This is a genomic window from Cupriavidus sp. 30B13 (assembly GCF_049059565.2).
Taxonomy (GTDB): domain Bacteria; phylum Pseudomonadota; class Gammaproteobacteria; order Burkholderiales; family Burkholderiaceae; genus Cupriavidus.
This window is the reverse complement of sequence record NZ_CP188224.1, coordinates 2,330,528-2,343,178: the sequence shown is the minus strand read 5'-3', so window position 1 is coordinate 2,343,178 and position 12,651 is coordinate 2,330,528. Positions and strand designations below refer to the sequence as shown.

The window sequence follows — 12,651 nt, the reverse complement described above, 5'->3', positions numbered from 1 at the left end:
CGGAACCGCCGGGCCGCGCCTATTGCAGGGTGATGTGTTTTTCGGCGACCACCCGGGCCCAGCGGTCCGCGTCCTTGCGGATCTGGGCATCGAACACGGCCGGCGTGGTGCCGCTCGGCTCCGTCCCCAGCTCCTGCAGCTTGGCCTTGACCTCGGGTACCGCCACCGCCCTGGCGACTTCCGCGCTGAGGCGGTTGACGATGGCGTCCGGCGTGCCGGCCGGCGCGAACAGGCCGAACCAGCCCACGTCGGCGAACTGCGGGTAGCCTTGCTCGGCGAAGGTGGGCACGCTCTCCAGGCCCTTCCAGCGGCGCGGTCCGGTCACGCCGATCGCGCGCACCGTGCCGGCCTGGATATGCGGCTTGATCGCCAGCGGATCGACGAACAGGCCGTTGATCTGGCCGCCGATCAGGTCCTGGATGGCCGGTGCCGAGCCTTTGTAGGGCACGTGCATCATGTCGAGCCCGGTGACCGAGGCCAGCACCTCGCCCCACAGGTGGGAGCCGGTGCCGGCGCCGAAGGAGCCAAAGTTGAGCCTGGCGGGCGCGCTCCGGCCGTATGCCAGGTAGCTCTTCAGGTCCGTCACCGGCAGCTTGCGGTCCACCACGAACACCACGGGTGCCGCCGCGATCTCCGCCACGCCCCGGAAACTCTTGATGGCGTCGTAGGGAAGGTCCTTAAACAGGGCCGGCTGGATGCTGTGCGCGGAGTTGTTCAGCAGCAAGGTGTAGCCGTCCGGCGCGGCTTTCGACGCGATCGAATAGCCGACCACGGTCTGTCCGCCGGGCCGGTTGTCCACCACGACCGCCTGCCCCAGTTGCCGGGAGAGGGCCGCGCCCACGGTGCGGGCGATGATGTCGGTGCCGCCGCCGGCCGCGTAGGGCACGATGATCCGGATCGGATGCGTGGGGTAATCCGCCGGCTTCTCCGCGAGCGCGGGATGGTGCGCGAGCAGCAGCAAGCCGGCGGCGCCGGCGATGCCGGCCGCAAGGCGCCGGGCCGTGGTGAGGGTGGTCATGGTTGTCTCCTTTCTTGTCGATGCGCTTCCGATCTGCTTTGGTTCGTTCGAACTGCCCGGACTGCGTTCCGGCCTGCCCGGGCCCGCCCGGGCCTACTCGTACACCACGGAATACTTGATGGTCAGCGTGGCGAAGGCGGTGTCGATGGTGGCCAGTGCCGCGGCCCGTTCGGTGTCGCTCAGGGTGGCGGGCAGCACCAGCGTGGAGGTCAGCCCCAGGTCGCCGCGGTCCTCGACGCGGATGTCGCGCACGGGGACCGGGGCGTTTGCCGGGGTGGCCGTGCCCGCCGCGTTTGCCACATCCGCCGCGTTTGCCGTGGCATCCGCCAGCATCTGTTGCTGCGCGCGCCGGATGGCGTCGCCGCGCAGCACGTTCTTCTGGATCTTGCCCACCGCCGTCTTCGGGATGGTGTCGACCAGGTAGAGCTGCTTGGGCACGGCGGCGCGCTCGGGAATCGCCTCGTAGGCATAGTGCTTGAGGCGGCCGAGCGGGTAGTCGCTGCCGGGCTTGAGGGCGATATAGGCTACCGGCAGCTCGCCCGCGTGCGCGTCCGGAATGCCGATGGCGGCGGCGTCGAACACCGCCGGGTGGCGGTACAGCGCTTCCTCGATCATGCGCGGGTCGATGTTGTTGCCGCCCCGGATGATCAGGTCCTTGGCGCGGCCGGTCAGCCAGAAATACCCTTGCGCGTCCATGTAGCCGAGGTCGCCGGTGTTGAACCAGCCGCCCTCGAACCAGATGTTCCGGTTGTGCTTCGGGTCGAGGTAGCCGGAAAAGACGTTGGGGCCGCGCACCACCACCACGCCCGGTTCGCCCGGCTCGCAATCGCGCACGATGCGGTGGTCGGCCACCTTGACCGCCTTCATCTGCTGGTAGGCCTTGCGGAATCCGATCGAGCCGGTGCGCGCCTCGCCGTAGCGCGGGTTGCAGGCGCTCAGCGCGGTGCCTTCGGTGAGGCCGTAGCCTTCCAGGATGGCCGAGCCGGTCTTGCTGCCGAAGGCTTCGGCGATGGCGGTCGACAGCGGCGCGGTGCCGCAGGTCGCGGCGCGCAGCGAGCTGATGTCGGCATCCTCGATCGGGATGTTCAGCAGCATGTTGACCACGCTCGGCACCATGCTGATGGTGGTGACGCGGAACCGCTCGATGATGCGCCAGATGTTGCGGATCACGGACGGGTCGCGCCAGCCGCCCGAGGTCAGCATGACCACCGAGGCGCCGCGCGCCAGCGGCATCAGGCAGTTGGTCAGCACGCCCGTGACGTGGAACATCGGCACGCCGCAGACGCGCACGTCGTCGGGCTGCACGTCGTACTGCATACCGCTGACCCAGGCCATGAAGACCTCGTTGCCGTGGGTATGCAGGGCCAGCTTCGGCGTGCCCGTGGTGCCGCCGGTGTGGAACATCGAGGCGGTGTCTTCGGGCGCGATCCGGCGCCCGCTGTCGAGCGTGTCGGCGCCGAAGCGCGGCAGCTCGGCCAGCAGGTCGACGATGCCGCCGTCGCTCGCCGGGCCGCCGCCGGCCTTAATCCAGTGGCGCACCCCGGGCAGGTCCGGGCGGATCAGCATGGCTTTGTTCCACGCCTCGATGTCCGGGTCGGGCCCGTACACGATCACCGCCTTGGCGCCGGCGTTGGCGAGCAGGGCGCGGATGATCTCGGGCTCCAGCATCCAGTTGACCGGGCAGGCGATGCCGGCGGCCTCGGCGCCCCAGATCGCGTATTGCGACTCGGGCGCGACCGGCATGAGGATGCCGATCACGTCGGCCGGCCCCAGGCCGAGCGAATGCAGCAGGTTGGCGGTCTGGGTGATGCGCCCGAACAGTTGCCCGTGGGTCACGGTGGTGGCGCGCTCGAGCTCGTCGCCGGAGGCGAAGTGATGCAGCGCGGGCGCGTCGGGGGCGCGGTCGCGCGCCAGGCGCAGCAGTTCATAGGTGCTCGCCGGCAGGTTGCGCGCCGACAGCGGGGTTTGCTCGAAGCGCTCTATGTCGGCGAGCGTGGCCACTTGCAGGCGGGGCTGGTAGATGTCCGGCTGCGGGCGGGCGGCGCCTGCCGCGCGGGCGGTGGCTTCCATGGTGGCATGCGTCATGGTCAGGATCCCCGATAGGCCGGACGGCGCTTGTTGAGGAAGGCATCGCCGCCTTCGTGCATGTCGTCGGTGCTGAACAGCGTGGCGAAGGCGAGCTGCTCCATCATCAGCGCGGTGTCCAGGTTGGTGTCCTGCCCGTTGTTGATCATCAGCTTGGCCATGGCGATCGAGTGCGGCGACTTCTCGGCAATGCGGTGGACGTAGGCCTTGGCCTCGTCGAGCAGCTGCGCGGCGGGCACTACCTTGTTGACCAGGCCGATGCGGTAGGCCTCGTCGGGCTTGATGATCTCGCCGGTGAAGATCATCTCCTTGGCGCGAGTTGCCCCCACCAGCCGCACCAGGCGCTGGGTGCCTCCGCGCCCCGGGATCAGGCCGACGTTGGTCTCGGTCTGTCCCATCAGCGCGTTGTCTGCGGCCACGCGCAGGTCGCAGGCCATCGCCAGCTCCAGGCCGCCGCCGAAGCAGGGCCCGGCAATGGCCGCCACCACCGGAACGGTGCTGTGGTGGATCAGCGCCCACAGATCGGACGCGCCGCTGGTGGGGCCGAAGGCGTCGATCGGGCGCCGCTTGAGCATCTCGACCAGGTCGCCGCCCGAGACGAACGCCTTGGTGCCGCCCCACAGGACGATGCCGCGGATGGTCTTGTCGGCCATCAGCGCCGACATTGCCGCGTAGATGTCGTTGCGCAGCGCGGCGTTGAGCGCGTTGTATTTCTCGAGCCGGTTCATCGTGACGATGCCGCAGCTGCCGTCGCGGTCGACGAACACGGTGTCGTACTCGGTGACGTTGGCGGCGGGATGGGTCGGATTGGTTGTCATTGGCTGGTCTCCTGTTTGCGTTTTACGGCGTTGCCCGCGGCTCAGTGGATGAACTCGAACAGGCCGGCCGCGCCCATGCCGCCGGCGGCGCACATGGTCACCACGCCATACTTCGCCTTGCGGCGCCGGCCCTCCAGCAGCAGGTGGCCGACCTGGCGCGCGCCGGTCATGCCATAGGGATGGCCGATCGCAATGGCGCCGCCGTTGACGTTGACGCGGTCCTCAGGCAGGCCGAGCCGGTCGATGCAGTACAGCGCCTGGCAGCCGAACGCCTCGTTGAGTTCCCACAGGTCGATGTCGTCCACGGTCAGCTCGTTGCGCTCCAGCAGGCGCGGCACCGCGCGCACCGGGCCGACGCCCATCTCGTCCGGTTCCACGCCGGCGGTTGCCAGGCCGACGAAGTACCCCAGCGGCACCAGGCCGCGCCGCTGCGCTTCTTTCTCGGACATCACCACGAGGGCCGCGGCGCCGTCCGACAACTGGCTGGCGTTGCCGGCGGTCACCTGGTAGCCCTCGCCCTTGACCGGGGGCAGGGCGCTGAGTTTTTCCAGCGTGGTGTCGGGGCGGTTGCCTTCGTCCGCCTCCAGCAGGCACGCCTCGGTGGTGGTCTGTCCGGTCGCCTTGTCGGTCACGCCCTTGAGCGTGGCCAGCGGCACGATCTCGTCCTTGAACAGGCCGGCTTGCTGGGCGCGGTCGGTGCGCTGCTGGCTGCGCAGCGAGAAGGCGTCGGCGCGCTCGCGGGACATGCCGTAGCGCCGGGCCAGGATCTCGGCGGTGTCGATCATGTGCAGATACACATCCGGCCGGTGCTCGGCAAGCCAGGCTTCCTGCTGCGCCACCTTGAGCGTGACCGGCTGCGACAGGCTGATCGACTCGACGCCGCCGGCGACCATGACCGGCACCTTGTCGATCAGCACGCGCTGCGCGGCAAACGCGACCGCCTGCAGGCCGGAGGCGCAGAAGCGCGTGAGCGTGGTGCCGCTTACCGAGACCGGCAGGCCGGCGCGGATGGCGCCGGCGCGGGCGACGTTGCCGCCGGTGGCCGCCACCGGCTGGCCGCAACCGAAGATGATGTCTTCCACTTCGCCGCCGTCGAGCCCGGCGCGCTTCACGGCATGTTCGATGACGTGGCCCGCCATGGTGGCGCCGTGCGTCTGGTTGAAAGCGCCGCGTCCGGCTTTGCCGATGGGGGTGCGGGCGTAGGAAACGATCACTGCGCGAGACATGGGTTCTCCTTTGACATGGGTATCCGCACGGGGGCATACGCTCCCGTCGCGCGGTTTATATAGACAGTGGATAGATTTGGGCGGAACGATCCGGCCTGTTGCCGGAATGGAGTGCGTCTGCCTGCGTTCCTGCCCGCCCGGCGCTGGACGTCTCGCCGGTGTATCCACTGTCTACATGCTAGGCAGCGGATTTCCGCAGGTCAAGCGCCAGACAGCCTGGCGCGGGTTTACCTCGATGGAGCTACGGCAAGGGGAGGCGTGGAAGGAAAAGCGCGGAAGGAAAAGCGCAGAAGGAAAAGCGCAGAAGGAAAAGCGCGGAGAAGCGGCGCCCGCGTCATCGCGCAGAAATGACGGCGCGCAGGCGCGGCGGCGGAGTTGCGCCGCTATCGCGCCGCCCGCACGGTATCCACGATCTCGGTGGACAGCGCTTCCGAGCGCACCGCGCGCGCGAGCACGAGGCCACCGACCATGGTGGCGAGCATCAGGATCGCGTCCTTGCGCGACGACTCGCTCTCGTCGCCGGCTATCAGCGCGATCAGCGACGCCACGCGCGCCTCGAACCGCTTGCGGGTGCCGGCGTCGAGCCGCGACACGTCCGCGCCGAGCGCGGCGATGGCGCAGCCGCTGGCCGGCTTGTCGCGGTGCTTCTTGTTCATGTAGGCGTGCAGGATGGCGCGCTTGCGCTGCCGCGCGGGCGCCGCGGACGCGGCCTCTTCGAGGGCGGCCATGGTCTGGTCGAAGGCGGCATCGACCGCGTCGGCGACCAGGGCGTCGCGGGAATCGAAGTGCGCATAGAAGCCGCCGTGGGTCAGGCCGGCGCTTTGCATCAGTTGCGCAACGCCGATGCCATCGACACCGTGCCGGCGAAACTCGGCCGCGGCCGACTCGACGATCTGCTTGCGGGTTTCGGCCTTGTGTTCCGGCGAGTAACGCACGATTGGACTCCGTAGGTTGAAGGGCGGCGCGGCCCGTTGGATGGCGATCATCATATCAAGAGCCCGATCCTCTTTTCCGTTCTTTAGTATGATGACCATAATTCAATCGAATGCCGCATGGGCGGAATGTTCACCCAAACCAGGAGCGATGTGATGAAAGCGAGAGACGTGGTGCTATGCCATCCGGTACGCACGGCAATCGGGGCCTATAACGGCGCACTGAAATCGACGCCGGCGACCGAACTCGGCGCGGCGGTGATCGCGGAGACCTTCCGCCGCTCCGGGCTCGACCCGGACCTGGTCGGCAGCGTGGTGTTCGGCAACGTGATCCAGGCCGGCAACAAGATGAATCCGGCGCGCCAGGCCGCGCGCGGCGCCGGCCTGCCGGTCTCGCTGCCGGCGATGACGGTCAACCGCGTGTGCGGCTCCGGCGCGCAGGCCATCGCCAGCGCGGCCGACGAGATCCGCCTGGGCTACGTGGACGTGGCGATCGCCGGCGGCATGGAGAACATGGACCAGGCGCCCTACCTGATGCCGGCCGGGCGCTGGGGCAGCCGCATGGGCGACGCGGTGCTGCACGACAGCATGCTGCGCGACGGCCTGGTGGATGCGTTCTCGGGCGAGCATTCCGGCTGGCATACCGAGGATCTGGTGGAGCGCTGCAAGCTGACCCGCGAAGACCAGGACCGCTGGGCCGAGCGCTCGCAGCAGCGCTTTGCGCGCGCGCAGGAGCAGGGCCGCTTCGCCGCGCAGATCGTGGGCGTGCCGGTCAAGGGCAAGGGCGGCACGGCGACGTTCAGCGTGGACGAGGCGAACCGGCCGGACACTACCTACGAGGTGCTCAGCAAGCTGCGGCCGGCATTCCGCAAGAACGGCACCATCACGGCGGGCAACGCGCCGGGGCTCAACAGCGGCGCGGCGGCGGTGGTGGTGGCCGAGCGCTCGCTGGCCGAGGCGAAGGGGCTGGCGCCGATGGCAAGGCTGGTGGCCTACGGCGTGGGGGCGGTCGAGCCGGGCCTGTTCGGCCTTGGCCCGGTGCCGGCCGTGCGCCAGGCGCTGCAGCGCGCCCAATGGGCGCTGGACGACGTCGAGCGGGTGGAAATCAACGAGGCGTTCGCCGCCGTGCCGCTGGCGGTGGCCGGCGAGCTGGGCCTGCCGCTCGACATCGTCAACGTGGATGGCGGCGCCATCGCGCACGGCCACCCCATCGGCGCCACCGGCGCGGTGCTGACCACGCGGCTGCTGTATTCGATGCGCGCGGACGGGATCCGCCGGGGCATCGTCACGCTGTGCATCGGCGGCGGCCAGGGCATCGCGCTGGCGCTCGAAGCGCTGGACTGAGGCGGCGCGGCGGCAGCGCTACGCGGTCTTCTGCCGCAGGGCGAAGGCCCGCTGCGCGGCCGGCCGCGTCACGCAGCGCTGGTGCCAGGCGGCCACGCCGGCGAGGTCCGCTGCGTCCAGGTCCGCCAGCCGGTGCAGCACTGCGGCGACGTTGAGGTCGGCCACGGTGAAGCTGTCGCCGAGCAGGTACGGCTGGCGCGCGCAGTGTGCGTCGAGCACGGCGAGCGGCTTGCGCAATGCGGCCAGCGCGGCGGCGGCCTGCGCCGAGTCGCGCTGCGCTTGCGGCAGCAGGCGCGAGTGCTGGGCGAACTGGGTGGTGAGCGGCTCGACCATGGTGGCGGCCCACAGGGTCCACTGGAGGATATGGGCGTCCTGCCGCGGCGTGCCGTCCCACAGCACGCGGCCCGCGTGCTTGCGCGCCAGGTACATGGTGATGGCGAGCGATTCGTAGATGACCAGGCCGTCGTCGTCGATGGCCGGCACCAGGCCGTTGGGATTGATCGCCAGGTAGGCCGGCGCCTTGGCTTGCGGCGAAGCGTAGTGCAGGGGAATGTTCTCGTAGGGCAGGCCAAGTTCTTCCGCCGCCCACAAGGGGCGGATGGCGCGCGAGGCGGCGATGCCGTAGATCTTCAGGGTCACGGATGCGGTTCCGGCTGGTTGGTTGGATGTGGTGAAGGGGGGCGCCGCGTGCTTATTCGCCCAGCGCGATGCCGTCCTTGCGCTTGTCCGACGCGCCCCGCAGGCCGCCCGCGGCATCGCGCATGACGATCTGCGCGCCGCCGAAATCGCTGCGCCCGCCCAGCTCGCCGAGGCCGGCGGGGTCGCTGTAGCCGGCGTCGCGCAAGGCCTTGGTGATGGCCGGGGCCATGCCGGCTTCGATGGCGAGCGCGGTGTCGGACTCCAGCCGCCAGCGCGGCGCATCGAGCGCGGCCTGCAGCGGCTGCTGCCAGGCGGCCAGCCGCACCAGCAACTGCAGCTGGCCTTGCGGCTGCATCAGCCCGCCCACCACGCCGAAGCCGGCATGGAAACGCCCGTCGCGCAGCGCCGCGCCCGGCACCACCGTGTGATAAGGGCGCTTGCCCGGCGCCGGGCTGTTTATGTGGCCGGGGCCGGCAAAGCCGAAGCCGCGGTTCTGCAGCACGAAGCCGCAGCCCGGCACGGCGATGCCCGAGCCGAAGCGCTTGAAGATGCTGGTCATCAGCGTGACGGCGAGGCCGTCGCGGTCCACCACCACCGTGCAGACGGTGTTGCCGGCCGGGTCCGCCACGGTCTGCTTGGCGTATTGCATGGCGCGGCCCATGGCCCGCACGGTGCGCAGCACGGCGGCGGGATCGTCCTCGGCCAGCAGGGCCGGATCGAGCTGGCCCAGTTCGTCGAGCGCGTGCAGGATGGCCACGCCGTGCGTATTGGGCGGGCATTCGAGGATGGTCAGGCCACGGAACTCGGTGGAAACCGGCGTGCAGAAGTCGCCGCGGTGGGCCGCGAAATCGGCCGCGGCCAGCGCGCCGCCGGCATTGCGGCTGGCGGTCTCGGCCGCCTGGGCGGGCGCGCCCAGGTAATAGGCATCGGCACCTTCGGCGGCGATGGCGCTCAGTACCCTGGCCAGTTCCGGGTTGCCGAAGGTCTCGCCGGCCGCCGGCGGCCGGCCCGCGCGGTAGAGCGCGGCGCAGACCGGGTCCTTGTGCAGCACGCGGTCGAACACGGCCCATTCGCGCGCCGCCACCGGCGCCACCGCGAAGCCGTCGCGCGCCAGCGCGATGGCCGGGGCGAACAATGACTTCCAGTCCATGCGGCCATAGCGGCGGTGCAGGTCCTCCCAGCCGCGCACCGCGCCCGGCGTGGTCAGCGAAAGCGCGTGGCGCTCGGGAATGCGCTGGTTGGGCAGGTCCGCCAGCGCCGCCATGGGAAACGTCGCGGGCGCGCGCCCGGTGCCGTTGTAGCTGACCGCATGGCCGTCGGGCTCGACGATCATGGCCAGCATGTCGCCGCCGATGCCGGTGGCCATGGGCTCGACCACGCCGAGGATGGCGTCGGCCGCGAGCGCCGCGTCCACGGCGCTGCCGCCTTCGCGCAGCACCCGCAGCGCGGCCTGCGCGGCGAGCGGGTGGCCGGTGGCGACCATGCAGTGCGGCGCGTGCACGCCTTCGGGCGGGATTGCGGTTGTCATGCGGTTCGCTCCATCAGGTTGAAGTGCATCAGGGGGAGGGGATTCGGGTTCTTGCGTTTCAGCGCCACAGCACCACGGCGCACATGGTCGACACCGCCAGGCCGGCCAGCACCGGCACCAGCAGCGCGCGCACGGCGTCGAGCACCGGCACGCGCGCGAAGCCGGCGATGGCCACCAGCGAGGACCACGCGATCAGCGTGCCGCCGCCGGTCCACACCGCGCCCATCTGGCCCACCGCGCACAGCGTGGCGGCATCCAGCCCGACGGTGGGGCCCAGCGCGCCGGCCAGCGTGCCGGTCAGCGGCAGGCCGGCGAAGCCGGAGCCGTCGATGCCGGTGATCATGCCGACCAGCAGCACGCCGAAGGCCACCAGCACGTGGTTGCTGGGAATCCAGTTCTCGGCGCCCTGGATCAGCTCGAACAGCAGGCTGGGCGCATGGCCGGCGCCGGTCTGCAGAATGGCGCCGGCGGTGTCGCCCGCGCCGATGAAGAAGAAGCCGGCGATCGGCAGCACCGAGCCCATCGCCTTGAAGGCGAAGACGAAGCCGTCGGTGATGTGCTCGGCGCTGGTGTCCAGCATCTTGCGCGGGCCTTCGGCGGCCAGCGTGCACAGGATCATCAGCAGCGCGGCGGTGCCGCCCACCATGGCGGCCGCTTCGCCGCCCTTGAGCTCGGCCACGCCGAGGCCGAGCTTGGGCGAGACCATCAGCATGATCACCGCGGCGAAGGCCAGCGGGGTGAGCAGGGCGAAAGCCTTGGACCACTTGATGCGCCGCCGCTCCACCATCGACAGGCTGCGCGCGATATTGGCATCGGTGACCAGCGGCTCGCCGTGCGCGGTGCCGCGCGCCAGCTCGCTCTTGTCGAAGCTGCCGGCGGCTTCCACGCGCGCCAGCGCGGCATCGGGCGCGCGGCCTTGCCAGCGCTCCAGCAGGCCGGCGCTGGCGGGGCGGATATGGCCGCGGATGGAGACATAGGCCAGCGTCAGCGCGATGCCGCCGGTGATCAGCGACAGCACCAGCGCACGGTCCGCCACCATGGCGGCGCTGACCGCGGCGCCGGCGGCCTTGGCGCTGATGCCCGGCGCCACCCCGATCACGTAGTCGGACGACAGCGCCGTGCCCTGGCCCGCGATGGCGATGGCCATGGCGCCCGCCAGCGGCGGCAGCCCGGCGGCGATGGCTGCCGGCAGCAGGATGGCGGACACCAGCGGGATTGCCGGGGTGGGCCAGAAGAACAGCGAGATGGCGTAGGTGATGGCAGCCAGCATGAAGTAGGCCGCATGGCCGTTCTTCATCACCGCGCGGAACGGCTCGACCATGCGCACGTCCGAGCGCAGCGCCTTGAGCGAGTTGAGCAGCGCCGTCATCAGCGCGATCACCAGGAAGATGTTGAACAGTTCGCGCGCGGCCACGAAGCTGGCGTTGAAGATGCTGGCCAGCGCTGTGACGGGGCTGTGGGTCCAGGCCAGCGTGACCAGGAAGGTGGCGATGATCGCGGGCACCACCACGTTGGCGCGGAACACCATGGTGAGGACGATGGCGAACACGCCGGCGAGGTAGACCCAGTGGGCCGCGCCGAGGGCGATATGTGAATCCATTTGGGGGCTTGTCTCCTGTGCCGGCAGGCCTGGGGCTGGCGTTGCCGGTCTGTGCAGAGGCGGCATCGTATCCGGCCTTGCGCCCGGGCGGCAAACTTTGGCGCGCGCCGGCCGCCGCCGGGTGCGGCAAACGCATCCTGCGGCGGGCCGCCCGCCCGCGGCATGGCTGCGGGCCGCGCGGGCTTGTCAGCCTATTCGGCGTCGGTGGTGCTGGCCGCCGGCGCGGCGGCGGGCGCTTGCGGGGCGGCGGCCGGCGCCGCGGCCGCGGCCGGCCGCACGGCGATCGACAGCGGCTTGGCGGGGCCGGCCTGCGGCTCCCACGACACGCTGATGTCGCCGTTGACGAAGGTCTGGCACGCCATGCGGTAGCCCTGCGCGAACTGCTCGTCGGTCAGGTGCCGGCGTTCCTTGGGCTTGATGGCGTCGGTGGATTCCAGCCCGCTTTCGATCTTGCACTTGCAGGTGCCGCACAGGCCGCCGCCGCACTTGAAGGGGATGCCGCCTTTTTCGCGCAGGGAGACGCGCAGCAGGTTGCTGTTCTCGGGGGCGCTGACGACCTTGCTGTCGTTGGTGAGGAAGGTGATTTCAATCATGGAACGGTCCGATTGCATGAGGGGGCTGCCCGGCACCGTGCCGGTCATACTCGGGTTGTCTCGCGAGCCTGCTTCACGGCCTGCCGCGCAGGCCTGGATACGGGGCTCAGCGCTTGACCAGCGCGATATCCATGCTGCCGAAGCTGGCCAGGTGCCTGAGTTCCGCGCGAGCGTCTTCGAGCGTGTCGAACTTTTCCAGGAACTTGGAGGGCACGTAGTTGATCAGCGGCGGCGCGGCACTGTCGGTTTCTTCCACCACCTTCAGCTTGACCGGATGCGCCAGTTCGGCGATCACGTACTGCGCCGTCATGCGGCCGTAGAAGAGGTAGTCGTAGGCCTCCACGGCCACCAGCCCGTCGACGAGCTCGGTGCGGAACTGCCCTGGCTTGCTGCTGAGAATCACGTACATGACTGCGCTGCCTGCTTGATGCTGTGGGTTGCGGCGGATTGCCGGGATTACGGATTGGTGGCCGCCGCGGCCGGCTGGAGCGCGGCGGCGGCGCTTTGCGCCGGCAGCTCGTCCTGCTCCAGCTCGATGTCCTGCTCCAGCCAGAGCTGGCAGGTCAGGCGATAGCCCTGTTCGAGCCGCTCGCCAAGCTGTTTCTTTTCCTTCCAGTTGGGCGGGGGCAGGTGCTCGGCGCCGGAGATCACGCGGCAGGCGCATTTCGAGCACTTGCCCATGCCGCACTCGTAGCGCAGGTTGGGATACGGAAACTGCTTGATCCCGGCCCGCACCACCAGGTTGGTATTGGGCTTGACCTCGTCTTCAAAGGTCTGGCCGTTCTTGTGAAATACGACTTTCGGCATACGACTGTCCCGCGAGCGGTCTCTTCTGGTGCGGCGGGCATCGCTTGATGCCCGCCGCGTT

The 12,651-nt window shown here is 70.0% G+C and carries 12 protein-coding genes; 1 reads left to right on the top strand and 11 read right to left on the bottom strand.

The window, feature by feature from the left end; genetic code table 11:
- Positions 1–19: 19 nt before the first annotated feature.
- The 5 genes from ACKI2N_RS29505 to ACKI2N_RS29485 all read right to left on the bottom strand — a co-directional run bounded on the left by ACKI2N_RS29505 (position 20) and on the right by ACKI2N_RS29485 (position 6,136).
- Complete coding sequence (locus ACKI2N_RS29505; protein WP_420992516.1) at positions 20–1,018, bottom strand: tripartite tricarboxylate transporter substrate binding protein; 999 nt, start codon at positions 1,016–1,018, stop codon at positions 20–22.
- Positions 1,019–1,111: 93 nt separating this feature from the next.
- Entirely contained in the window at positions 1,112–3,103 is a 1,992-nt protein-coding gene (locus ACKI2N_RS29500) for an acyl-CoA synthetase (protein ID WP_420992517.1), read from the bottom strand.
- A 2-nt stretch (positions 3,104–3,105) separates the two neighbouring features.
- The gene (locus ACKI2N_RS29495; RefSeq protein ID WP_420992518.1) at positions 3,106–3,921 is read right to left on the bottom strand and encodes an enoyl-CoA hydratase/isomerase family protein; all 816 of its coding nucleotides are present in this window, start codon (positions 3,919–3,921) and stop codon (positions 3,106–3,108) included.
- Positions 3,922–3,962: 41 nt separating this feature from the next.
- The gene (locus tag ACKI2N_RS29490; RefSeq protein WP_420992519.1) at positions 3,963–5,147 is read right to left on the bottom strand and encodes an acetyl-CoA C-acyltransferase; all 1,185 of its coding nucleotides are present in this window, start codon (positions 5,145–5,147) and stop codon (positions 3,963–3,965) included.
- A 383-nt stretch (positions 5,148–5,530) separates the two neighbouring features.
- On the bottom strand, positions 5,531–6,136 hold the full coding sequence (locus ACKI2N_RS29485) for a TetR/AcrR family transcriptional regulator (protein WP_420992520.1): 606 nt from the start codon (positions 6,134–6,136) through the stop codon (positions 5,531–5,533).
- 99 nt (positions 6,137–6,235) lie between these two features.
- Here ACKI2N_RS29485 and ACKI2N_RS29480 point away from each other — a divergent pair, with 99 nt between their 5' ends.
- On the top strand, positions 6,236–7,423 hold the full coding sequence (locus ACKI2N_RS29480) for a thiolase family protein (RefSeq protein WP_420992521.1): 1,188 nt from the start codon (positions 6,236–6,238) through the stop codon (positions 7,421–7,423).
- 18 nt (positions 7,424–7,441) lie between these two features.
- Here the strand turns inward: ACKI2N_RS29480 and ACKI2N_RS29475 are convergent, their stop codons facing one another.
- From ACKI2N_RS29475 to ACKI2N_RS29450, 6 genes are all read right to left on the bottom strand, one after another.
- The gene (locus tag ACKI2N_RS29475) at positions 7,442–8,062 is read right to left on the bottom strand and encodes a glutathione S-transferase family protein (protein WP_420992522.1); all 621 of its coding nucleotides are present in this window, start codon (positions 8,060–8,062) and stop codon (positions 7,442–7,444) included.
- Between the two features lie 52 nt (positions 8,063–8,114).
- A complete protein-coding gene (locus ACKI2N_RS29470; RefSeq protein WP_420992523.1) occupies positions 8,115–9,590 on the bottom strand; it encodes a gamma-glutamyltransferase family protein in 1,476 nt (491 codons plus the stop codon).
- 58 nt (positions 9,591–9,648) lie between these two features.
- Positions 9,649–11,190: a hypothetical protein gene (locus ACKI2N_RS29465; protein ID WP_420992524.1), complete on the bottom strand. Its 1,542-nt coding sequence runs from the start codon at positions 11,188–11,190 to the stop codon at positions 9,649–9,651.
- 191 nt (positions 11,191–11,381) lie between these two features.
- Entirely contained in the window at positions 11,382–11,783 is a 402-nt protein-coding gene (locus ACKI2N_RS29460) for a 2Fe-2S iron-sulfur cluster-binding protein (protein ID WP_420992525.1), read from the bottom strand.
- Between the two features lie 106 nt (positions 11,784–11,889).
- Positions 11,890–12,192 (bottom strand): ferredoxin, encoded by a 303-nt coding sequence (locus tag ACKI2N_RS29455; protein ID WP_420992526.1) that lies wholly within the window; start codon positions 12,190–12,192, stop codon positions 11,890–11,892.
- Between the two features lie 47 nt (positions 12,193–12,239).
- Positions 12,240–12,590, bottom strand: a complete 351-nt coding sequence (locus ACKI2N_RS29450; protein WP_420992527.1) for a 2Fe-2S iron-sulfur cluster-binding protein — start codon at positions 12,588–12,590, stop codon at positions 12,240–12,242.
- Positions 12,591–12,651: the final 61 nt, after the last annotated feature.